At 59.0% G+C, this 21,392-nt stretch carries 18 protein-coding genes and 2 tRNA genes; 11 read left to right on the top strand and 9 right to left on the bottom strand.

All coding sequences use genetic code 11. From position 1 onward, the window contains the following. The first annotated feature begins 63 nt into the window (after nt 1-63). A complete protein-coding gene (gene rcsC, locus MMS95_RS02410; RefSeq protein WP_242141363.1) occupies nt 64-2,925 on the top strand; it encodes a two-component system sensor histidine kinase RcsC in 2,862 nt (953 codons plus the stop codon). Nucleotides 2,926-2,986: 61 nt separating this feature from the next. On the opposite strand, the gene rcsB is transcribed toward rcsC, so the two are convergent. Genes rcsB through MMS95_RS02390 form a run of 4 tightly spaced genes read right to left on the bottom strand, consistent with a single transcriptional unit; the run spans nt 2,987 to nt 7,969 of the window. Next, the gene (rcsB, locus tag MMS95_RS02405) at nt 2,987-3,637 is read right to left on the bottom strand and encodes a response regulator transcription factor RcsB (RefSeq protein ID WP_004935900.1); all 651 of its coding nucleotides are present in this window, start codon (nt 3,635-3,637) and stop codon (nt 2,987-2,989) included. Then, complete coding sequence (gene rcsD / locus MMS95_RS02400; RefSeq protein ID WP_015378555.1) at nt 3,630-6,332, bottom strand: phosphotransferase RcsD; 2,703 nt, start codon at nt 6,330-6,332, stop codon at nt 3,630-3,632. Before rcsD ends, rcsB begins: the two co-directional genes overlap by 8 nt. A 20-nt stretch (nt 6,333-6,352) precedes the next feature. After that, on the bottom strand, nt 6,353-7,507 hold the full coding sequence (locus MMS95_RS02395; RefSeq protein ID WP_031300733.1) for an MFS transporter: 1,155 nt from the start codon (nt 7,505-7,507) through the stop codon (nt 6,353-6,355). 54 nt (nt 7,508-7,561) lie between these two features. Next, on the bottom strand, nt 7,562-7,969 hold the full coding sequence (locus tag MMS95_RS02390; protein ID WP_015378553.1) for a DUF4186 domain-containing protein: 408 nt from the start codon (nt 7,967-7,969) through the stop codon (nt 7,562-7,564). A gap of 695 nt (nt 7,970-8,664) precedes the next feature. Here MMS95_RS02390 and ompC point away from each other — a divergent pair. Beyond that, the gene (gene ompC, locus MMS95_RS02385) at nt 8,665-9,801 is read left to right on the top strand and encodes a porin OmpC (RefSeq protein ID WP_015378552.1); all 1,137 of its coding nucleotides are present in this window, start codon (nt 8,665-8,667) and stop codon (nt 9,799-9,801) included. 152 nt (nt 9,802-9,953) lie between these two features. After that, nucleotides 9,954-10,370 carry a VOC family protein gene (locus tag MMS95_RS02380; protein WP_015378551.1) on the top strand — a complete coding sequence of 139 codons (417 nt, stop codon included), beginning with the start codon at nt 9,954-9,956 and terminating at the stop codon, nt 10,368-10,370. Here MMS95_RS02380 and MMS95_RS02375 read toward each other — a convergent pair. Beyond that, complete coding sequence (locus MMS95_RS02375; RefSeq protein ID WP_088381795.1) at nt 10,364-10,942, bottom strand: TetR/AcrR family transcriptional regulator; 579 nt, start codon at nt 10,940-10,942, stop codon at nt 10,364-10,366. The genes MMS95_RS02380 and MMS95_RS02375 overlap by 7 nt on opposite strands. Nucleotides 10,943-11,047: 105 nt before the next feature. Between MMS95_RS02375 and MMS95_RS02370 the strand changes: the two genes are divergently transcribed. Continuing rightward, a complete protein-coding gene (locus MMS95_RS02370; protein ID WP_004935882.1) occupies nt 11,048-11,515 on the top strand; it encodes a nuclear transport factor 2 family protein in 468 nt (155 codons plus the stop codon). Between the two features lie 6 nt (nt 11,516-11,521). Here MMS95_RS02370 and MMS95_RS02365 read toward each other — a convergent pair whose 3' ends face one another. Then, a complete protein-coding gene (locus tag MMS95_RS02365) occupies nt 11,522-12,424 on the bottom strand; it encodes a LysR family transcriptional regulator (protein ID WP_015378549.1) in 903 nt (300 codons plus the stop codon). Between the two features lie 82 nt (nt 12,425-12,506). On the opposite strand from MMS95_RS02365, the gene blaSPR reads away from it, so the two are divergent. From blaSPR to MMS95_RS02345, 4 genes are all read left to right on the top strand, one after another. Continuing rightward, a complete protein-coding gene (gene blaSPR, locus MMS95_RS02360; RefSeq protein WP_242141362.1) occupies nt 12,507-13,406 on the top strand; it encodes an SPR family subclass B3 metallo-beta-lactamase in 900 nt (299 codons plus the stop codon). A 102-nt stretch (nt 13,407-13,508) separates the two neighbouring features. Continuing rightward, nucleotides 13,509-13,838 (top strand): osmotically-inducible lipoprotein OsmE, encoded by a 330-nt coding sequence (gene osmE, locus MMS95_RS02355; protein ID WP_004935874.1) that lies wholly within the window; start codon nt 13,509-13,511, stop codon nt 13,836-13,838. A 157-nt stretch (nt 13,839-13,995) separates the two neighbouring features. Beyond that, a tRNA-Ser gene (locus MMS95_RS02350) sits at nt 13,996-14,083 on the top strand. Nucleotides 14,084-14,089: 6 nt separating this feature from the next. Further along, a tRNA-Thr gene (locus MMS95_RS02345) sits at nt 14,090-14,165 on the top strand. Between the two features lie 187 nt (nt 14,166-14,352). Here MMS95_RS02345 and MMS95_RS02340 read toward each other — a convergent pair. The 3 genes from MMS95_RS02340 to ttrS all read right to left on the bottom strand — a co-directional run bounded on the left by MMS95_RS02340 (nt 14,353) and on the right by ttrS (nt 16,979). Then, the gene (locus tag MMS95_RS02340; protein ID WP_004935803.1) at nt 14,353-14,595 is read right to left on the bottom strand and encodes a DinI family protein; all 243 of its coding nucleotides are present in this window, start codon (nt 14,593-14,595) and stop codon (nt 14,353-14,355) included. A gap of 91 nt (nt 14,596-14,686) precedes the next feature. Beyond that, nucleotides 14,687-15,286: a tetrathionate respiration response regulator TtrR gene (gene ttrR, locus MMS95_RS02335; protein WP_021505932.1), complete on the bottom strand. Its 600-nt coding sequence runs from the start codon at nt 15,284-15,286 to the stop codon at nt 14,687-14,689. Further along, complete coding sequence (gene ttrS, locus MMS95_RS02330; protein WP_242141383.1) at nt 15,261-16,979, bottom strand: tetrathionate respiration histidine kinase TtrS; 1,719 nt, start codon at nt 16,977-16,979, stop codon at nt 15,261-15,263. The genes ttrR and ttrS overlap by 26 nt, the downstream gene beginning before the upstream one ends. A gap of 229 nt (nt 16,980-17,208) precedes the next feature. Here ttrS and ttrB point away from each other — a divergent pair, with 229 nt between their 5' ends. The 3 genes from ttrB to MMS95_RS02315 form a co-directional block, all read left to right on the top strand. Then, nucleotides 17,209-17,946 carry a tetrathionate reductase subunit TtrB gene (gene ttrB / locus MMS95_RS02325; protein WP_004935793.1) on the top strand — a complete coding sequence of 246 codons (738 nt, stop codon included), beginning with the start codon at nt 17,209-17,211 and terminating at the stop codon, nt 17,944-17,946. Continuing rightward, nucleotides 17,943-18,968 carry a tetrathionate reductase subunit TtrC gene (gene ttrC, locus MMS95_RS02320; protein ID WP_088381794.1) on the top strand — a complete coding sequence of 342 codons (1,026 nt, stop codon included), beginning with the start codon at nt 17,943-17,945 and terminating at the stop codon, nt 18,966-18,968. Before ttrB ends, ttrC begins: the two co-directional genes overlap by 4 nt. Then, nucleotides 18,961-21,392 (top strand): molybdopterin-dependent oxidoreductase (locus tag MMS95_RS02315; RefSeq protein ID WP_242141361.1); only part of this gene is annotated, 2,432 nt, incomplete at its 3' end. The genes ttrC and MMS95_RS02315, both read left to right, overlap by 8 nt.

The following is a 21,392-nucleotide window of genomic DNA, read 5'->3' as shown; positions in this document are numbered from 1 at the left end:
CGAGCCGCCGGCCGCCGCGCCGGCGACAACGCGCGCCGCCACTGACTTTCGTATGGTATCCGATTGAAATACTTAGCCTCTTTTCGAACTACGCTGAAGATATCCCGCTATCTGTTCCGGGTGCTGGCGATTTTGCTGTGGTCGTTGGGAGCGCTGCTCACCACCTTTTATATTCTGAATATCCTGCATCAGAAAGAATCGGACATCCGCCAGGAGTACAACCTCAATTTCGATCAGGCGCAGGGCTATATCCGCCATTCTGCCGACATCATACGCGACATCAAGTACATGGCGGAAAACCGCCTCAACGGTTCGGTCAGCGGCATGGACATGTTCAGCGGCGTGATCCCCGGCAAGGGCAGCCCACCGCAATTCTACCCGCTGTATCCGGAGTCTAACTGCGCCCTGAGCGCCACTTACCGCAGTTCACTCGATTCGCTGAGCGGCCTGATCCAGTATTGGAAAGAGAACTTCGTGGCGGCCTACGATCTCAACCGGGTGTTCTTCATCGGCGGCGACAGCCTGTGTCTGGCGGAATTCGGCGGCGGCAACGCGGTCGCCAACCGGGAAAACATGCTGAAGTTGCTGCACGAGCGCATTCTGAAATACCGCAACGCCAAGAATCTGGACAAAGACAACAACCTGTATTGGATTAGCCCCAGCGCACAGCGGCCTGATATCGGTTATCTGTATGTGCTGACGCCTCTCTATATCGGCAACAAGCTGGAGGCGCTGCTGGGCATCGAGCAAACCGTCCGGCTGGAAGATTTCGTTACCGCCGGCAGCCTGCCGATCGGCGTCACGCTGCTGGATGAGAATAACGAGCCGGTGCTGCGCCTGGCGGACGGCGATCGCTATGCCGCCTCACTTAACCACTATCCCGCAGATCATGCCTACTTCGGCTATGTCGACAATTACCGCGACCTGATCCTGAAGAAAGCGTTGCCGCCTTCGTCATTGAGCATCGTTTATGCGCTGCCGGTGAAGAGCGTGGTGGAACGCTTCAAGATGCTGATCCTCAACGCGCTGTTGCTGAACCTGTTATCGGCTATCGTGCTGTTCACGCTGGCCTGGCTGTTTGAGCGCAAGATGTTCTTGCCGGCGGAGGAGAACGCCTTCCGTCTGGAAGAACACGAGCAGTTCAACCGCAAGATTGTCGCCTCGGCGCCGGTGGGCATCTGCATCCTGCGTATCAGCGACGGCACCAATATCCTGAGTAACGAACTGGCGCATAACTACATCAACCTGTTGACCCACGAAGATCGCGATCGCATTACGCGCATCATTTGCGAACAGCAGGCGAATTTCGTCGATGTGATGACCAGCAACAATAACAACCTGCAGATCAGCTTTGTCCACTCGCGCTACCGTAACGAAGAGGTGGCGATCTGCGTACTGGTGGACGTCAGCGCGCGCGTGAAGATGGAAGAGTCGCTGCAGGAGATGGCGGCGGCGGCGGAGCAGGCCAGCCAGTCCAAATCGATGTTCCTGGCCACCGTCAGCCATGAGTTGCGCACGCCGCTGTACGGCATTATCGGCAACCTCGATTTGCTGCAGACCAAGGCGCTGCCGCAAGGGGTCGATCGGCTGGTCAACGCGATGAATAACTCTTCCGGCCTGCTGCTGAAAATCATCAGCGATATTCTCGATTTCTCCAAAATCGAGTCCGAGCAGCTGAAGATCGAACCGCGCGAGTTCTCCTGCCTGGAGGTGATCACCCATATCGCCGGCAACTATTTGCCGCTGGTGGTGAAGAAACGTCTGGGGCTGTACTGCTTTATCGAACAGAACGTGCCGGAGCGCATTTTCGGCGATCCGGTGCGGCTGCAGCAGGTGCTGTCCAACCTGGTGAACAACGCCATCAAGTTCACCGATACCGGCTGTATTGTGCTGCAGGTCTGCACCCGCGGCAGTTACCTGGAGTTCAGCGTGCGCGATACCGGCGTCGGTATCCCGGAGAAGGAAATCTCGCGCCTGTTCGATCCGTTCTTCCAGGTGGGAACCGGCGTGCAGCGCCACTTCCAGGGAACCGGTTTGGGGCTGGCGATCTGCGAGAAGTTGGTCAACCTGATGGACGGCGACGTCTCCGTCGAGTCCGAACCGGGGCTGGGCAGCTTGTTCAGCATTCGCATTCCATTGTTTAACGCCCAGTTCCCGATCCCGCAGGCCAGCGATACCTGGCAGGGCCGGCGGCTGTGGCTGGATATCCGCAATCAGCGCCTGGAAAGTTACCTGATGGCGATTCTGGGCGGCTACGGCGCCGATATCCAGCGCTATGACGGGCAGGATACCGCCGCCGGCGAGGTGATGCTCAGCGATTACCCGCTGATGCTGAACACGCCGCTGTTGGCTCAGATCCAGTTCTCGACCGAACATATCGGCCCGTCGCTGGAAACCCGGCCAGGCTATTGGATGCACAGCACCTCTACGCCGCGTGAAACGCTGACCTTAATCAACCGGTTGTTCGGCGTCGGCAACGGCGCGGCAGAGGCGCTGGTACAGCTGCCGGTGCCCGCCAAGGCCAGTGCGGCAGACAACGGCGATATCTATCTGCTGGTGGTTGACGATCATCCGATCAACCGTCGCCTGCTTTCCGATCAGCTGGGGTCGCTGGGGTATCAGGTAGTGACCGCCAACGACGGCGTAGACGCGCTCGCCGTACTGAAACAGCACCACGTTGATATTGTGTTGACCGACGTCAATATGCCGAACATGGACGGCTATCGCCTGACGCAGGCGCTGCGGGAGATGCAGTTCAGCGCGCCGGTGATCGGCGTGACGGCGAACGCGTTGGCGGAAGAGAAGCAGCGCTGTCTCGAGGCGGGCATGGATAATTGCCTGTCGAAGCCGGTTACGCTGGAGACGCTGGAGCAGACATTGGCTTATTACAGCCAGCAGGTACGCTACAACCGCAGCGAGGCCTGAAAAGCAAACAGGCACGGCGGATGCCGTGCCTGTTTGGCGTTAACCTGCCGTGAGGCGGGCTTTAGTCTTTGTCCAACGGCGTCATGCTGACGGACGAGAGGTAGTTGAGCAGGGCGATGTCGTTCTCGACGCCCAGCTTCATCATCGCCGATTTCTTCTGGCTGCTGATGGTTTTGATGCTGCGGTTGAGTTTCTTGGCGATTTCGGTCACCAGGAAACCTTCGGCGAACAGACGCAGCACTTCGCTCTCTTTCGGCGACAGGCGTTTGTCGCCATAGCCGCTGGCGCTGATCTTCTCCAGCAGTTTGGAGACGCTTTCCGGCGTGAACTTCTTGCCTTTTTGCAGGGCGGCCAGCGCCTTAGGCAGATCGGTCGGCGCGCCTTGTTTCAGCACGATGCCTTCAATATCCAGATCCAGTACCGCGCTCAGGATCGCCGGGTTGTTGTTCATGGTCAGCACGATGATCGACAACTGCGGATAATGACGCTTGATGTATTTAATCAGCGTGATGCCGTCGCCATATTTGTCACCCGGCATCGACAGATCGGTGATCAGCACGTTGGCGTCCAGCTTGGACAGATTGTTGATCAGTGCGGTTGAGTCTTCGAACTCCCCAACGACATTCACCCATTCAATTTGCTCAAGTGACTTCCGGATGCCAAACAGTACGATAGGATGGTCATCAGCAATAATTACGTTCAGGTTATTCATGTTGTTGGCTACCTTGCTTCAGCAGTCTGCTGACGAAAAAATCAATCTGACTGATGTTATTCTCGATCTCGGGCGCATCACCTTCTGCGATGCGCTGTTCTAACGATTCGCACAGCTGCTTGCCGGGAAGCAGATTTAACATGGCAAACACGCCTTTCAGGCGGTGTGCGGTTTGTGACAGCGCATTGAAATCACTGCTGCCCGCCTCAGTATACAGTTTTTTGACATCGTCGGGTACTGTATCGACAAACAGCCCATAGTAATCACTTGATTTCAATTGTTTTTCATAGAGTTGGATATCTTCTGAGCTCAATGAAAGCGGGCTTTCTTCCTGTTCCAGCGCGGCCATTTGCTGTTCGATCAGCATCAGCACGGCGTCGATTAATGCGCCGTTCAGATTATAGTTCACCCGAATGTAGCGTTTATCCAGCGCTTGCCAGCCCGGCTCATCGGTCGCCAGCAACAGGGTGTAATCATCGGCGCGCTGCGGGTTATCGGTCAGCAGCACGTCATAATCGCGGTTGACCGCGCGATCTTCGGCGACGAGGCAGTCGGCGCCATAGGCCTGCAGCAGACGGGTCACGATGCCGCGCACTTCATCTGACGTGATGTCCAGCAGGGCGGTGACGCCGTCGAGCAGCTTTTCCTGCTCCTGCGGCTCTTTTTTCTCCATCTCCATGGCGACGCGGATGGTGTAGCGAGTGCCGATATCCACCTTGCTGCGAATGTCCAACTGGCCGTTAAGCTTCTTGCACAGCTGATTGCACAGGAAGAAAGTGAGGCCGGAACCGTGGTTGAAGCGATCCACCAGCGTCTGGCTGAGGAACGGATAGTTAAGGTTGCTGATCTCTTCGTTGGAGATGCCGGAGCCGGTATCGTTAATTTGGAAAATCAGGCGGTCAGGGTGCTCGGGCTCATGGTCGATAACCAGAGAAACCTTGCCGCAGGCGGTGGTGATAATGGCGTAATGCACCAGCAGCGAGATCACCTTGCGCAGCGCGTTGGCATCGCCGATATAGTTCTGCTCGACGTCCAGCTGGAAATGCTTGAACAGTGCCAGCCCCTTCTGATTAAGGGCAGGCAGGGCCTCAAGCAGCAACTCGTCGATCATCGCCGTCGGGTTGAACGGTTCGCGCGTGGGTTGCCAGTCCTGGGTTTCCAGCCGGGTCAGCAGGGTGATGTTATCGATCAACTCCAGCACCGAAGCCGACGCCGCCGTCAGCTGGCCCAGCAGCGCCTGCTGTTGTTCCTCATCCGGCCGGCTGTGCAGACGGTCGACCAGATCGTGCATCTGGCGCACCGGCTGATTCAGTTCGATGCCCAGGTTGTGCAACATCAGTTTGCGCGCCTGCACGTTCTTGTCGTATTCGCGCCGCGCCTGCTGCAGCCGCTTGTTCACCATCACCTCTTTATCCTGATCGTGCATCAGGAACAGGTAGGTGTCCGGCGACAGCTGGCTGCGGAAAATGCGGATTTCATACACCTCGTTGTTGACCGTCGCCTGGATCACACCGTGATGCTGTTCGGCCATATGGGCGATCTTTTGCAGGCTGAGGTGCGGCAGCAGGTGCTCGGCGATTTTGTTGCTGGCGATCACCGTATTGTTGGCGAAGCTGTAGACCAGCAGGCCGGAGGGCAGGCTGGAGACGATCTCCTGATTCAGCGCGCGCTCGGCCTCCAGCTCTACCGCCATGTTTTCGCTCGGGCGAATGTACTGGCGGCGGATAAAGTAGATGCTCAGCATCGACAGCGCCAGCAGCAGCAAGTTGACTGCGATCAGCCAAATGTTGTTGCGCAGCAGATCGATGGCCAGATTGATGGCCGAAACGCGATACATCACCTTCAGCGGTGCATTGGGCAGAGCGGCGCTGAATTCCACCCAGCCGCCGCTCATCGTCGCATGGGTACCGAGGACGGTTTCCGCCGGGATGGCGCTATCGTCGAGATCGACATCGTCCGGCAGCAGCAGGAAATTGGCGCGGGCCAGATTGGCCGGAATGATGTCGTTGATTGGCAAATCGAAGGCGATCACCGTCGCCAGATGCCCCGGCTGATTGAAAGTGGTGCGAATCGAGAACGAATAGGCGTTCTGGAAGCGCTGCTTGCGCAGGTCGGAAAAGCTCTCGCGTTCGTCGAGCATATTGGCCTGTTGCAGCATCTCGGCGCGGCGTTCGTCCGCCGAGGTGGTCAGGTAGCTTTCCCGAAAGCGCGAAGCCAGCTCTTTGAGCGGCTGGGTGGTGATCAGGCTGAGGCTATTGTCCTGACCATTGAGGTAATACATGGCGTAGTTCTCGGTCTTGGCGCCCCAGCGGGTGTCCAGGTAGTCCGAGATGTTGGCGATCATCGCCAGCGTGTTTTCGTCATGGCTGCCGAAGATCACCGCGTCGGTTTTCTTGTGCGGTTTCTCGACATAATAGACATCGGGCCGCAGGCGGGTTTCCTGCAAACCGGGATCGACATTCTGCGCCGGCGCATTGCCGAATTTGTCATAGACCTGATAGGTCATATAGCGGTAGGCATCGATACGCTTTTGCAGCGAACCGGCGATGCTGTTCAGCGTGTACTTTTTTTCCGCCAGCCAGGCGTTGGTGTAGTTGTAGCCATACAGGCCGATGCCGATCGTCAGCAGCACGATAAACAGCAGGAAGCAGCGGGTAATGTTGCTGGAGCTTATGGTCAATTGTTTATTTTGCATAGTGGCTGCGCATTCCTGAATCAGCGAGTGACGGCCCTGGCGCTGGCGGCCACCGCCAACAGCAGAGCGGCTACGCAAGCGAAGGCCACCGTCAGGCTGGAAAACTGAGCGATGAAGCCGATCAGCGCCGGGCCGGCCAGAATACCGGCATAGCCGACGGTGGTGACGGAAGCGATCGCCAAGTTGGCCGGCATGTCGCGCTGGTTGCCTGCGGCGCTGAACAGGATCGGCACGACGTTCGAGGCGCCCAGGCCGACCAGCATGAAACCGACCAGCGAAACGGTAGCGTGATTGAAGGCGATGGCCAGGCTCAGGCCGAGAGCGGCACACAGGCTGCCCAGCAGCAGCACCCGGTAGCGGCCCAGCGAGTTAACCACCCGATCGCCATTGAGCCGGCCGAGCGTCATGGTGATGGAAAACAGCGCATAGCCCAGACCGGCCTGGCTGTGTTCGACGCCGCGCAATGTGGTGAGAAACAGCGCGCTCCAGTCGAGCATCGATCCTTCCGCCAAGAACATGATAAAGCACAAAATGCCGATGAACATCACCCAGCCGCGCGGCAAGACGAACATCGGCCCGCCGTCATCGGCGCCGCTCTCACGCAGCAGATGGCGGCTGGCCAGCGTCAGCAGCGCGATCACCGCCAGCACGGTGAGCAGGGTGGATTGCAGCGGCGTCAGCCCCAGCCACAGCAGCGCGCTGACGCCGCCGGCGCCGGCAATGCCGCCGATGCTGAAGAAACCGTGAAAACCGGACATCATCGCCTTGCCGCTGGCGCGTTCGACGATCACCGCCTGCACGTTCATCGCTACGTCGATCATGCCGATCGCCGCGCCGAACAGCAGCAGCGCCGCGGCCATGCCGCCGAGGGAGTCCATCAGCGCCAACAGCGGCAGATCGATGCACAACCCGAGCCCGGCCATCAGGATCACCGCACGGCAACCCAGTTTGCCGGTCAGGAAACCGGTCAGCGGCATCGCCAACATGGAGCCGGCGCCGATACAGAGCAGCAACAGGCCGAGCGAGCCGTCATCGATACCGATGCGCGCTTTGGCGAAGGGGACCAGCGGCGCCCAGGCGGCCATGCCGAGACCGGCGACGAAAAAGGCCAGACGGGTGGCGATCTGTTGAGGAACGCCGGGCGTTTGCTGTTCATTGCACAAGGTGGCTGTCATGTAAGCGTCAGGATCTTGGGTCAAAAGAATGGTGAAAGTTACTGACAGTTTTTATCACAATCCGCGATCCGGGTCGAAAATATTCGTGCCTGACACATCCCTGGCACCGCCTCTGCGCACCAGCCACAGCGCGATAGCCTGGACAATATAGTCCTTTTGCTGTTCGTCCAGTGCGACGCCCTGCGGTATGCCGTGCCACTTTTCCAGACAGCCGCGGCAGCAGGTGGCAGTGGCGTGCTGGGCGACGAACACCGGGTGGCCACGCATCGGGGTTTGCTTGCCGTCGTTTTTAGGGTGGGCGGCGGCCAGGCGGCGGTCGATAAAATCGCGGGCATGGCTGAGGATCAGCGGCAATCCCTTACCCTCGAGATAAGTCTGGTCCTTGGCATTTAAACGGAAGCGAGCGCGGAAGGGGGAACTTTGCAGCCGCCGCCACAGCACGTCGGGTTGAAAGGGCATCATGAATTTTACTCGCTGAAGGTGCGCTTTTTTCAGATTACCAGAACTGAATCTCTGCGGCTAATTGTGCCTGCGGCGGGAAATAATCGATGAGATAAAGCACGAAATGAAAAGCAAGTTCAATTTGTAGGCTAAAATAAGGAAAAAGATTAGCAATTAGTGCGAAAGTAAATTAATGAAACTATATCATTAGGTTATTTATTTGCGTGCTATTTGTACGGGCTGAAATTGTGAGGAGGGTAGGGAGGAAAATAAAAAACCGGCCAGAAGCCGGTTAAAGGAATGCAGAAATTATCTTCGGATAATGAAGGTAATAATGAAAATAATGATGATAGCGAGGTGATTATAGCGGCTGCGCGTGGTTCGCGTTTTGGCACAATGTGCTTATTGTCTCGCTCAATTGTATGGTTGGCTTTTTTTTCTTAAAGATATGTATAACTACATGATTTTTTATCAGTTAGTCTATTTTTTATCTTTAAGTGCTTTATTTTGTTTGTCTGTAATGTTTTGTGAAAGTTCGCGCGTATTTACATTTTGAAACCTTTATTAATTACAATGAAACACTATCGGATACTTGGTATCATTTTCTTTCTGGATTAATATAACCCTTGTTACCAGAATGGTAATGCACAGTCGTGCTAATAATGCTCGAAAAGGGCAGTGGCCGTAGCTCGACATAATTAACGAGGATAATAACGATGAAACTTCGAGTACTCTCTCTGATGGTACCCGCACTGCTGGTTGCAGGCACAGCAGGCGCGGCGGAAATCTACAACAAAGACGGTAATAAACTGGATTTGTACGGTAAAGTAAACGGGCTTCACTATTTCTCCAGCAACAACGGCGTGGACGGCGATCAGTCTTATATGCGTTTTGGCCTGCGCGGCGAAACGCAAATCAGCGATCAGCTGACCGGTTACGGCCAGTGGGAATATCAGGCGAACCTGAACCACGCTGAAAGCCAGGACAACAAGAACTTCACCCGTTACGGCTTCGCCGGTCTGAAATTCGGCGACTACGGCTCCTTCGACTACGGCCGTAACACCGGCGTGCTGTACGACGTCGCGGCGTATACCGACTTGCAGCCCGAGTTCGACGGTATGACCTACGGCGCCGACCAGTTCATGTTCCAGCGTTCCAGCGGCCTGGCGACCTACCGTAACAATGATTTCTTCGGTCTGGTTGACGGCCTGAACTTCGCCCTGCAGTACCAGGGTAAAAACGGCAACGGCGAAGAGACCAACAATGGTCGCGACGTTCTGGGCCAAAACGGCGAAGGCTACGGCATGTCCATGAGCTATGACATGGGCTACGGCATCAGCGCCGCGGGCGCCTTCTTCAACTCTCGCCGCACCAGCGAGCAGAACGGCGGTAACGGTCACCAGAACATCATGGGCCGCGGCGACAAGGCGGAAGGCTACTCCGGCGGTCTGAAATATGACGCCAACGACGTCTACCTGGCGGTGATGTTCACCCAGTCCTACAACGCGGCGCGTTTCGGCAGCTCTGCCAAGGATGATGGTGCTTACGGCTACGCCAACAAGGCGCAGAGCTTCGAAGCCTATGCGCACTACCAGTTCGACTTCGGTCTGCGTCCGTTCGTCGGCTATAACCAGACCAAAGGTAAAGACCTGGGCCGCGCCGGCAACGGCAAGGACTACGGCGATCAAGACCTGGTCAAATTCGTCGACCTGGGTGCGACCTACTTCTTCAACAAAAACATGTCTACCTATGTTGATTACAAAATCAACCTGATGGACAACAACGACTTCACCGACGCTGCCGGCATCAACACCGACAACGTGGTTGCCGTGGGCCTGGTTTACCAGTTCTAAGCACCAGCGTGTGAATCACACAGCGCGGCCTTCGGGCCGCGTTTTTTTTGCTGGTAAAAAGCACGGATTGATCCGTTGTCGGCTCGGGAAGCGCTTTGGCTCGCCTCCGTTCGACCTACGCTGTCAGAACGGAAAACAGAGCGGAGGCTATTATGGAACTCAAGATCGACAGGGTGATAGAAACGGTGCTGTACGTCAGCGATATTGAACGCGCGGACGCGTTTTACCAGGAGGTGCTGAAGCTGCCGACGATGGTCGCCAACGAACGGTTTCGCGCCTACAACGTCGGCGATCGGAGCGTACTGTTGTTGTTTATCGAAGGTGATTCGCTGCGCGGGGCGCACTACCCGACCGGGTTTATTCCTGCGCACGATGGCGTGGGGCCGGCGCATATCGGGCTGGCGGTGGCGAAAGAGCAGTTGCCGCACTGGGAACGGCATCTGGTGGCCAACGGCGTGGAGATTGAGGGGCGGATGCGCTGGGAACACGGCGGGGAGAGCATTTATTTTCGCGATCCCGACGCCCATCTGTTGGAACTGGTGACGCCGGGCATTTGGGCCAATTACTGATCGAACCCGCCTTGCGCCAACATGTCCAACGCGGCATTCAGCACCTGCAGCGCGGCCTGCGGTTGCCGCTCTATCTGCACTCTGACGATGGCGCCGTCGATCAGCATCGCCAGCATTGCCGCCCGCTTTTCCCGCTGTGGGCCGGCGGGCAGGTGACGCGCCAGTTCATCCGCCATTTGCCGTTTATGCCGGCCGGCGATTTGCAGGCTTTCCGGCAGCAGATCGGCGATTTCCACCGCCGTATTGATAAACGCGCAGCCGCGAAAGCGCGGATCGTCGAACCATTCCGCCAGGCAGGGCGCCAGCGCCGGCAGCAACCCGCCGCTCTGTGCCACATGGCGATCCAGCGCTGTGCTGAACCAGGTGAGCCACTGCTGGTGGCGATAGGCCAAAAACGCCGTAATCAATTCGTTCTTGCTGGGAAAGTGGCGATAAAACGTCACCTTAGTGACGCCTGATTCCTTGATGATGCGATCGATGCCGGTGGCGCGGATCCCTTCCTGATAAAACAGATCGTGGGCCGTCAACAGGATGCGCTGGCGGGCGGGTAAGGTATTGCGATCGGCGGTCATCATTTTCTCCCAGGCTATTTTCGAGTGATTGTAGACAACTCTGTCTACATGCGCTAGCGTAATAATGTAGACAGAGTTGTCTACATTATTACGCAGGAGATGATCATGAGCATTAAACCCCCATTGCCGCCTTTCACCCGTGAATCGGCCAGCGAAAAAGTGCGGTTGGCGGAGGATGCCTGGAACAGCCGCGATCCTGAGCGGGTGTCGCAGGTCTATTCTCTCGATACCCATTGGCGTAATCGCGCAGAGTTTGTCGACGGCCGCGCGGCGGTGGTCGCATTTTTGCAACGCAAGTGGGCGAAAGAGCTGGAGTATCGGCTGATTAAGGAACTGTGGGCGTTTGACGGCGCGCGCATCGCGGTGCGTTTCGCCTATGAGTGGCGCGACGATTCCGGCAACTGGTATCGCAGCTTTGGCAACGAAAACTGGGAGTTTAATCAGGATGGATTGATGATTAACCGCCATGCCTGCATCAACGACATGCCGATTCGCGAACAGGATCGGCGTTTTCATTGGCCGCTCGGTCGGCGCCCGGACGATGTCCCGGCGCTGAGCGACTTCGGTTTCTGATCCTACTTAGCGGTAGTAGTGTCGCAGCTCGGCGTGGATGGCGGAAATCAGCCGCTTTCGCCACTCCGGCTCGCCTTTTCGGTATTGAGAAAAAAGGTGACCGATAGCCAGGTTATCGCTAATCGGCAGCGCGCTTAACCCGTGCTTGTCGGGCTGGGCGGTAAACCATGGTTGAGGCACTACCGCCAGCAACGGCGCGCGGCGCAGCACCGGTGGAAGTTGTGCGTAGTCGGCGCAGTTCAGGGCAATGCGGCGGTGCAACCCCTGGCGCTCAAGCTGCCGATCCAGCTCGTTTTCCGTTTGTGGCCACGGATGGCAATAATAATGCGCGTAATCCGCCAGTTCGCTGAAGGCCAGCGCGCGTTTATCTTGCAGGACTGGGTATAGCGGCGGGCCATACAGCGCAATCAGGCGAGTGCGCCCAAGCGCTTCATAATGCAGTGCGCTGGTGCGTTGTTGATGATCGCCCACCGCCAGCACCAGATCGACGCTCCCCTCAAGCAGCTCTTCGCGCCAGGCGCGTCGTTCAAAGTTTTGGCAGTGAATATCGGCATGGCAAGCGGCGCCCTTTTCCGCCAGCAAAGGCAACAGAATAGGGTGCAGAGCGGGGGGCGCCACCAGCGTGAAGCGACGCGGCGCCTGCGGTTGTTGGCCGAACATTTCACTGTCCAGCGAGGAGAACAGCGGCGCCAATTTGTCTTTCAACGACAGTGCAAACAGGGTGGGAACCTGGCGATGGCCTTCTCGGCGAAACAGCGGGTCATCCAACACTTCCCGCAGGCGAGCCAGCGCATGACTGACGGCGGAGGTGCTGATGCCCAGCCGCTCGGCGGTTTTACGGCTGGAACCCGTTACCATCAGCAGATACAGCACTTTCAGCAGATTCATGTCCATTTGTAGAATATTCATCAATTGTCCTTTTTTTAATTGAATACTGTTCAATATAAGGCCGAGTATACTCCTGCCCGGTTGACACAGACAGAAGAGAAAAATGAAAAAAAGCATGCATTATCTGATGGCGATGGCCTTTTCCTTGAGCTTCTCCACGCAGGCGAAGTTAGACCCGGCGCAGCCGTTGTCTAGCGCTCCGCCATACTCGCTGTTTGAAGAGTGGGTGCAGCCGATAGCGCCGTTCCAGATCTTTGAGCAGGTGTATTACGTCGGCACGAGCAACCTGTCGTCGGTATTGTTGAGCACGCCGCAGGGATTGATTTTGATCGATGCGGGGTTGGAGAGCAGTGCGCCGGGCATCAAAGCGAATATCGAACGGCTGGGGTTCAGCATTAAGGATCTGAAATATATCCTGAACAGCCATGCAAGGCTCGATCAGGCCGGCGGCATTGCGCAGCTGAAACGCTGGAGCGGCGCGAGGCTGGTGGCCAGCGCGGCCAATGCGCGCCAGTTGGCGTTAGGTGGACGGCAGGATTTCGCGTTGGGGGATTCGCTCACTTTCCCGGCCGTGCAAACGGATATTGTGGTTGCCGATGGCGACAGCATCACCCTTGGCGGCCTGACGCTGACCGCGATGATGACGCCGGGGCATCTGCCGGGCGCGACGTCGTGGTTGACCACGCTACGGCATAACGGCAAGCCGTATCGCTTTATCTATGCTGACAGCCTGGCTACACCGGATTACTACCTGATCGGCAACAAAAACTATCCGCAGCTGATTGAGGACATTCGCGGCAGTTTCGCCCGTTTGGCACGGGTGCAGGCGGATATATTTATCGCCAATAAAGGGACGCGTTTCGCTTTAGCCGACAAATGGCGGCGTTTACAGGCCGGCGATGCGCAGGCATTTATCGATCCCGCAGGGCTGCAGCGTTACGTGCAGGAGTCACAGCAGGGGTTTGAAGAGCAGCTGAAACGACAGGAAAACGTCAAACGCTGATCGACGAGCGTAAACCGCACCGATCGACAAACGGGAATTTGTAGAAAAGCCTTTCCACTTCTAGACTTAGGGGACAACAAACGTACTCCAAGAGGACAAGCTATGACGAAGAAGTTGGTTTTGGCCGTCGGTACTGCAGCGGTATTTTCCATTCTTGCCGGCTGCACCGCCTATGACCGTGCAACCAGTTATGTCAATGAGCCGGTGGTCAGCGATGTCAAAGTAGGGATGACCAAGCAGCAGGTGCGGGCGATTGCCGGTCCGCCGTCGACGTCTGCCACACTGATTCATGCGCAAGGCACTTGCGATACCTATGCTGTCGCGCCGCGCGATGGCAAAGTGCAAACGTACTTTGTCAGCTACAACGACACGGGCCATGTCATGAACAAGGGCTATCAAACCTGTTCCGACTACGATTCGCAGCCGAAGTAATCGCGTTTCAGCCGAACATAAAAGCCTCGCTTTTGCGGGGCTTTTCATTTTTTAAGCGTTTAAGGCCTGAAGTTTAGGCAACTGCACCGCTCATGCCATTTTTTTGCATCAAAATGATAGACATTTCATAACGGTATCGCTAATATCAGCGCCCATTGGAAGGATGGCCGAGTGGTTTAAGGCAACGGTCTTGAAAACCGTCGAGTGTAACAGCTCCCAGAGTTCGAATCTCTGTCCTTCCGCCAAATTCAGCCGGCTTAGCTCAGTAGGTAGAGCAACTGACTTGTAATCAGTAGGTCACCAGTTCGATTCCGGTAGCCGGCACCATGACAGAGGCCCCAGCAGCGATGCTGGGGCTTTTTGTTATGGTATATATGCGCTGGAAAAGTGCACACTAACCAACCGATAACCGGATGGGGGAGGCACCGCGTCAAGCCCATTAATCAAGGGCTGAGCGTTTGCTGTATTCTGGCGGTAAAATAGCCGGTTGAGGAGCCCAGCCATCAGGTTGGGTTTATATATCAGTGACCAGCCACTGATCCGCTTCTTCGAACATCTCTTCCAACATTCGGTTCAGCTTCTCACGATCGCTTTTGCTGGCGTCGGAGTTCAGGCCGTTGGCCTGCATCGGTTTCACGCGCACGTCAGCTTCCGGGAACAGCGCATGCACGCGTTTTTCCAGCTCGTTGCGAATAATCTCGGCGGCGTTGGGCAGCCCAGCGACGTTGCGTTTGTCGTACACCAATTCTACAAACATGACTCACCTGTAAATACTGAATTAATGTACAGTATTCTGGCCTGAGGAAGGCCGGTTGGCAAGAGGGGGGGCGGAATTTTGTATGATGCGATCATTCTTGCGCGGCGTGCGGTAATCCCTGCAACTGAATCACTAATTCCGCCAGGCTGGCGGCTTGCATTTTCTCCATCACTTTCGCCCGATGAACCTCTACGGTGCGCAGGGCGATATTCAACCGCTCCGCCATTTCCCTGTTCATCATGCCTCGCACCACCAGCTGTGCGATGTCGCGTTCTTTCGGCGTGAGCGTGCGGTAGCGGCCGCAAGTTTCATGGCGTCGCCAGGCTTTGGCCGAGACCTGCCGCGCCCGTTCGAGGGCGGCGATCAGCGGTTCAGCGGCGATCGGTTTTTGCAGGAAGTCCACCGCGCCGTACTTCATCTGCTCCACCGCCATCGGCACGTCGCCATGGCCGGACAGGAACACCACCGCCAGCGTGCTGCCGAGGCGGCGCAGTTCAGCGTAGGCCTGGTGCCCATCGAGTTTCGGCATCCGCATGTCCAGCAAGACGATCCCGGTCTGAAACAGATCGGCCTGCGCCAAAAAGTCGGTGCTGTCATTCCAGCATTGCACGTCGTGGCCGAGGCTGGTCAGTAAAAAATGGCAGGCGTCGGTGACGGCGACGTCATCATCCACCAGATGAATTAGCGGCATGGTTTTCCTCATCGTTAAATATGAAATGCAGGGTGACGCATAGCCCATTGCGGCTGTCGGGGGCGGGGCGGTTAGCCAGTTGGATCTCGCCGCCGCCATACCGGGCCAGGCGGCGGCAAATGGCCAACCCCAGCCCCATGCCGCCGGCCTTGGTGGTGTTGAAGGGGCGGAAAGCCTGCTCCAGCCCGGCCGCGCTCATCCCGCCCGCGTTGTCCTGCAAACGCACATCGAGCGCCCGTTCGTGTTCGTCGGCGGAAAGCCAGACGGCGTTGGCGCCGGCCTGCGCCGCGTTCAGCAGCAGGTTCGCCAGCAGCTGTTCCAGCAGCGCCGGCGGCAGGGTTAGCGTCAGCGAAGGTGCCACGTTGTTGAACAGTTTCAGGTCGGGGTAGCGTTGCGTCAGGCGCAGCAGTGCCCACACCCGCTCGGCGGTTTCGTTTATCGAGATGGGGCGCCAGCTCGCCTTGTCTACCTTCTCGGTGGGGGGCTGCACCCACTGGCGCAGGTTATGAATCGTCTCGCCGCCGCGCTGCGCCTGCCGATCAATATTTTCCAGCGGCGTCAGCAGCGGGTGCCCGGCGTCCGTTTTGCGCAGTTGGATCAGGCACCCTTGCGCATAGTGGCGAATGGCTGCCAGCGGCTGGTTGAGCTCATGCGCAAAGCCGGAGGCCATCTCTCCCAGCACGTTCAACTGCCTGGCGTTCTCCAGCGCCTGCTCCTGACGGCGCAGTTGTTCTCCGGCATGGAGCAGCTGTCGCCCACGCCGGCGCACCAGCAGCGCGATCCAGATATGGTTGACGATCAACAGCGCCAGCACCGCCAGCGACAGGCTGACGGCCGTCTGATGCTGGATCAGCCAGCTCTTGATATCCAGCCACAGGCGCCGCTGTTCCGGGTGCTGATTGACGGCGCGCAGCAGCGCTTCCACCGCGCTGGTCGAGGCCGGTGCGCCCCACTGAAAGGGAGACTGCGGCGGTGCGGTCAGCAAGGCTCTTGCTACTGCATCCACCAGTGAGTTATCCAGACCGGGCAGGGCGGCGAACGACCAGTTGGGATAAAGCGGCGTGCTGGTGACGCAGGGAACCGATGTGGGCCGTTGCAACAGCGGGCGAAAATCCGCCGGGTTGATCAAGCCTTCCTGACCCATTTTCTCCAGCAGACAGACGGGAACGATAGCGGCCTGAATGGCGCGCTCGCGCAATAGATAGAGCAGGGCGTCGGCAGGGAAACCGGTAAAGCGCAGGTGAAAATCGCGCTCGGGCCGCATACCGGCATCGCTGAGCGCCTTATAGCCGGTCAGATAGCCGCCGAAGGCCTGCGGAGCGATGGCGCCCACCGTTTTGCCCATCAGCGCCTGCGGCGTCGTTATGCCGCTGTCGCGCCGCACCAAAATCACGCTGCCGATGATGTTGCCCGTTGCCCGATCGCCGTTGGCGGCGCGCAACGACGCCAGCCAGCGCAGATGATAGTGGCTGTTCAACTGCACGAACTGCGCCGGATTAGTGACCACGAACTGCACGCTGCCCCGATTGACCGCTTCGCGCATCTGCGCCAGATCGAGCGGCTGCAGGCGGAAGCGCTCACCGCCGACGCTGCCGTTGAGCCTGTCGATCAGCGGCTGCCAGTCACGCGCGGTCGCCGCATCGCCGCGCATCGCCAGCACGCCGACCGACCACTCGCCCGCCTGTGCCGCCATCCCCCAGCCGAGACTGAGCAGCAGTAATAACACGACCCTCACGGCCCCTCCTGATGGGCAATCTGCCTGCCGTCACTTGTTTTAGATCAACGTTAGGTCCGGTATGTGGTTAACCACAATAGAGCTGAGCCCAATGTCATTTTTACACTGTAAATCATCGACATTGTTTATTCATCTAACGGGCATCAATAGCGTGATCGGGGTGATGCCCAGGACGTGGGAGAGGCGCATGGATTTCGGTAAACGGCAGTTTTTACAGCGGCTGGGCGTGTTGACGGCGGGGGCTTCGCTGATCTCCGTGGCGGAGGCCGGGCTGACGTTAGCACCGACGCGGCGCGAGGGGGATGCGAGCCGCCGTTACGCGATGCTGATCGACCTGCGGCGCTGCGTAGGGTGCCAGGCTTGTACCGTGAGCTGCGCCATTGAAAACCAGACGCCGCACGGGGAGTTTCGTACCACGGTAAACCAGTATCAGGTCAGCCTCGAAGGCGAAGCCGCTGCGACCAACGTGCTGTTGCCCAGGCTGTGCAATCACTGCGACAACCCGCCCTGCGTGCCGGTATGTCCGGTACAGGCCACCTTTCAGCGCGAGGACGGGATCGTGGTGGTCGACAACAAACGCTGCGTGGGTTGCGCCTATTGCGTACAGGCCTGTCCGTACGATGCCCGTTTTATCAATCACACAACCCAAACGGCGGACAAATGCACCTTTTGCGTGCACCGGCTGGAGGCGGGATTGTTGCCGGCATGCGTGGAGTCGTGCGTGGGAGGGGCGCGGATCATCGGCGATATGCGCGATCCGCACAGCACGCTGAGCAAGCTGCTGCGGCGCCACGAGGCCGAGATAAAAGTTCTCAAGCCGGAGCACCAAACCGCGCCCCACGTGTTCTATCTGGGGCTGGATGACGCCTTCGTCACGCCGCTGCCGGGGCGGGCGCAGGTCGCCTTATGGGGAGAAAGACGATGAGCCGCCAACTGATGATCGCAGAAGTGCTGAGCCAGCCGCAGGCGGTGAGCTGGCTGCCGTGGGCCGTACAATATTTCTTCTTTATCGGCATCGCCGCCTGCGCCGCGCTGCTGGCCTGCGTGTGGCGCTGGCGCGGTGGAGATAACGCCGCGCATCTGGAGCGCATGGCGCTGTTTATCGGGCTGACGTGCGCCATTACCGCGCCGCTGGCGCTGACCGCCGACCTGCATCAAACCGCCCGTTTCTGGCATTTCTACGCCTACCCGACGCCCTGGTCGTGGATGCCGTGGGGCGCGCTGTTCTTGCCGCTGTTTACCCTGCTGATCGGCCTGTGGTTTATCGCGATTGAATTTACGCGGCTGACGGGCAGACCGGTTGCGCTGTTGCGTGGGATAGCGCCCGCCTGCGCGCTGGTGGCTATCGGCCTGCTGTTGTACACCGGGCGAGAGGTTTCCATCGTGCGCGCCCGCCCAATCTGGTTCAGCTACGGGTTTCCGATCGTGATGTTCCTCAGCGCGCTGCAGGCGCTCTTGGCTTTGCTGCTGCTGGCGATGCGCGAACGGCCCGGTCAGCAGGCGCCGCTGGCGCGCGGGATGTTGCTGACACTGCTGCTGCTCGGCGGGGCGATCCTGCTGTGGGTATGCGGCGATACGTTATCCGGCGCGGCGGTACGCCACTGGCTGCAGACGCAGGCGATGGCGCGCCGGTATGCCGCAGGATGGATTGCGCTGTGGGGGCTGACGCTGGCGTGCGCCGCCTGGGCCGGCTATCGGCGCTTGCCGCGCGGCGGTGCGCCGCTGCTGGTGGCCGGTGCTCTGGTGCTGAGCTGGCTGATGCGCTGGACGCTGTTGATCGAGGTACAAACCATCCCGAAATACAGCGCGTCTAACTCCTCTTATAGCCTGCCGCTCGGCACCGACGGTTTGCTGGCGATCGTCGGCACCTTCGGCTTGTGGCTGGCGTTAATGATCATGGTGCGTGAAGCACAGGCGTTTTTACTGCGGAGAAAACAACATGGCTAAACTCACCCGGCGTCAGTGGTTGAAAGTGGGCCTGGCCTTCGGCGGATTGTCCGCTTTCGGCCTGAGCTATCGCGAAGTCGCCAAACGGGCGATCGACGGCTTGATTCACGGCACCTCAGGGCGGGTGACTCTGGATCGCATCAACGGCAACTCCCTGTCGCCCGAAGGGCGGGCAATGCCGGAATGGCAAGGCAATCCGCAGCAGGCCATCTCGATGACCCAGTGTTTCGGCTGCTGGACGCAATGCGGCGTGCGGGTACGGGTGGACAGGCAGACCGACCGGGTATTGCGCATTGCCGGCAACCCTTATCATCCGCTGTCTCAGGAACGGCACGTCGACTCTGCGTTGCCGCTGCAGGATGCGTTGGCGCAGTTGGGTGGCGAACGCGGCCTCGATGCCCGTTCCACCGCCTGCGCACGCGGCGCCACGCTGCTGGAGGGGCTTTACAGCCCGATGCGCGTGCTGGAGCCGATGAAGCGCGTCGGCAAACGCGGCGAGGGCAAGTGGCAGCGCATCAGCTTTGAGCAGTTGATCGCCGAAGTGGTGGAGGGCGGCAATCTGTTCGGCGAGGGGCATGTGGACGGCCTGCGGGCGATCCGCGATCTGGAGACGCCGATCGATGCCCGACGGCCGGGGCTGGGGCCGAAAGCCAACCAGCTATTGGTGACCAACGCCGGTGACGACGGGCGCGATAGCTTCCTGCGGCGCTTCGCCCAGAACAGTTTCGGCAGCAAAAACTTCGGCGCGCACGGCGCTTACTGCGGGCTGGCCTACCGTGCCGGTTCCGGCGCGTTGATGAACGATCTGGACAAGAACCCGCACGTGAAACCGGACTGGGAACAGGTCGAATTCGCGCTGTTTATGGGGACCTCACCGGCGCAGTCCGGCAACCCGTTCAAGCGCCAGGCCCGGCAATTGGCCAGCGCCAGATTGCGCAGCGAATTCCGTTATGCGGTGGTGGCGCCGGCGCTGCCGCTGACCACCACGTTGGCGGACGATCATGGCCATTGGGTCCCGATATTGCCGGGTACCGACTCGGCGCTGGCGATGGCGATGATCCGTTGGATCCTCGACCACCGGCGTTATCAGACCGATTATCTCGCCATCCCGTCTGAGGCCGCCATGCAACGCGCCGGCGAGAAGAGCTGGACCAATGCCACGCATCTGGTGATCGCCGAGAGCGAGCATCCGCGCGCGGGGCAGCACCTGACGCTGGCCGATCTCAACGGCACCGGGTCGGCGTCACCGCTGGTGGTCAACGGCGCGGGTGAGCTGGTGGCGGCCGAGACGTGCGACAGCGCCGAGCTGTGGGTAACCCGTACGGTGACGCTGTACGATGGCGCGCAGGTGGAGGTGAAAAGCGGCTTCCAGTGTTTGAAAGAGGCCGCCGACAAGCTGTCGCCGGAGGCGTACAGCCGGCAATGCGGTGTGCCGGTGGCACGCATCGCGGCACTGGCCGAGGCCTTTACCGCCCACGGGCGCAAGGCGGCAGTGATCGCCCATGGCGGGATGATGGCGGCGAACGGGTTTTACAATACCTGGGCGGTGATGATGCTTAACGTGCTGATCGGCAACCTGAGCCTGGCGGGGGGCGTGTTCGTCGGCGGCGGTAAATTCAACGGCTTCGCCGAGGGGCCGCGCTATAACCTGGTCGAGTTTCCTGGCCTGGTAAAACCGAAAGGGCTGAATATCGCGCGCAGCAAGGCCGCCTATGAAACCTCCGACGAATACCGCGAAAAAGTGGCGGCGGGCATTTCGCCCTGGCCGGCCAAAGCGCCCTGGTATCCGTTCGTCGCCGGGCAGTTGACCGAGCTGCTGACCTCGGCGCTGGCAGGGTACCCGTACGGGCTGAAAGCCTGGATCTCGAACATGACCAACCCCTTGTACGGTATCGCCGGGTTGCGCGGCGTGGCGGAGGAGCGGCTGAAAGATCCGGCGCGTTTGCCGCTGTTTATCGCTATCGATGCGTTTATCAACGAAACGACGGCGCTGGCCGACTATATCGTCCCGGACACCCATAATTTTGAGAGTTGGGGATTCAGCGCCCCCTGGGGCGGCGTCGCCAGTAAGACCACCACCGCGCGCTGGCCGATAGTGACGCCGGCGACTGCGCAAACGGCGCAAGGGCAGCCGATTTCCATGGAGGCGTTTTGCATTGCCATCGCCAAACGCCTGGCATTGCCGGGGTTCGGCGATCGCGCTATCGGCGACGGCCAGGGCGGGCTGCTGCCGCTCAACCGTGCGGAGGATTATTATCTGCGCGCCGCCGCCAACGTGGCGTTTGCCGGCAAGGCGCCGGTGCCGGCCGCGAGGGCGGACGAACTGGCGCTGAGCGGTGTCGATCGCTTGCTGCCGCAGCTGGCGCAGACGCTGCGCGCCGATGAGATCGACCGCGTGGCGTTTATCTACAGCCGCGGGGGGGG

Origin of the sequence: Serratia sp. PGPR-27, assembly GCF_022678525.1 — a bacterium.
In the GTDB taxonomy this organism is placed as follows: Bacteria; Pseudomonadota; Gammaproteobacteria; order Enterobacterales; family Enterobacteriaceae; genus Serratia; species Serratia nematodiphila.
The sequence above is the reverse complement of the archived record's forward strand: the minus strand, read 5'-3'. Positions and strand labels throughout refer to the sequence as shown.

Coding starts and splice junctions, on each gene's coding strand:
- rcsB (WP_004935900.1), bottom strand. CDS start 3,637: ATGAATAACCTGAACGTAATTATTGCTGATGACCATCCTATCGTACTG.
- rcsD (WP_015378555.1), bottom strand. CDS start 6,332: ATGCAAAATAAACAATTGACCATAAGCTCCAGCAACATTACCCGCTGC.
- MMS95_RS02395 (WP_031300733.1), bottom strand. CDS start 7,507: ATGACAGCCACCTTGTGCAATGAACAGCAAACGCCCGGCGTTCCTCAA.
- MMS95_RS02390 (WP_015378553.1), bottom strand. CDS start 7,969: ATGATGCCCTTTCAACCCGACGTGCTGTGGCGGCGGCTGCAAAGTTCC.
- ompC (WP_015378552.1), top strand. CDS start 8,665: ATGAAACTTCGAGTACTCTCTCTGATGGTACCCGCACTGCTGGTTGCA.
- MMS95_RS02380 (WP_015378551.1), top strand. CDS start 9,954: ATGGAACTCAAGATCGACAGGGTGATAGAAACGGTGCTGTACGTCAGC.
- MMS95_RS02375 (WP_088381795.1), bottom strand. CDS start 10,942: ATGACCGCCGATCGCAATACCTTACCCGCCCGCCAGCGCATCCTGTTG.
- MMS95_RS02370 (WP_004935882.1), top strand. CDS start 11,048: ATGAGCATTAAACCCCCATTGCCGCCTTTCACCCGTGAATCGGCCAGC.
- MMS95_RS02365 (WP_015378549.1), bottom strand. CDS start 12,424: ATGAATATTCTACAAATGGACATGAATCTGCTGAAAGTGCTGTATCTG.
- blaSPR (WP_242141362.1), top strand. CDS start 12,507: ATGAAAAAAAGCATGCATTATCTGATGGCGATGGCCTTTTCCTTGAGC.
- osmE (WP_004935874.1), top strand. CDS start 13,509: ATGACGAAGAAGTTGGTTTTGGCCGTCGGTACTGCAGCGGTATTTTCC.
- MMS95_RS02340 (WP_004935803.1), bottom strand. CDS start 14,595: ATGTTTGTAGAATTGGTGTACGACAAACGCAACGTCGCTGGGCTGCCC.
- ttrR (WP_021505932.1), bottom strand. CDS start 15,286: ATGCCGCTAATTCATCTGGTGGATGATGACGTCGCCGTCACCGACGCC.
- ttrS (WP_242141383.1), bottom strand. CDS start 16,979: ATGGCGGCACAGGCGGGCGAGTGGTCGGTCGGCGTGCTGGCGATGCGC.
- ttrB (WP_004935793.1), top strand. CDS start 17,209: ATGGATTTCGGTAAACGGCAGTTTTTACAGCGGCTGGGCGTGTTGACG.
- ttrC (WP_088381794.1), top strand. CDS start 17,943: ATGAGCCGCCAACTGATGATCGCAGAAGTGCTGAGCCAGCCGCAGGCG.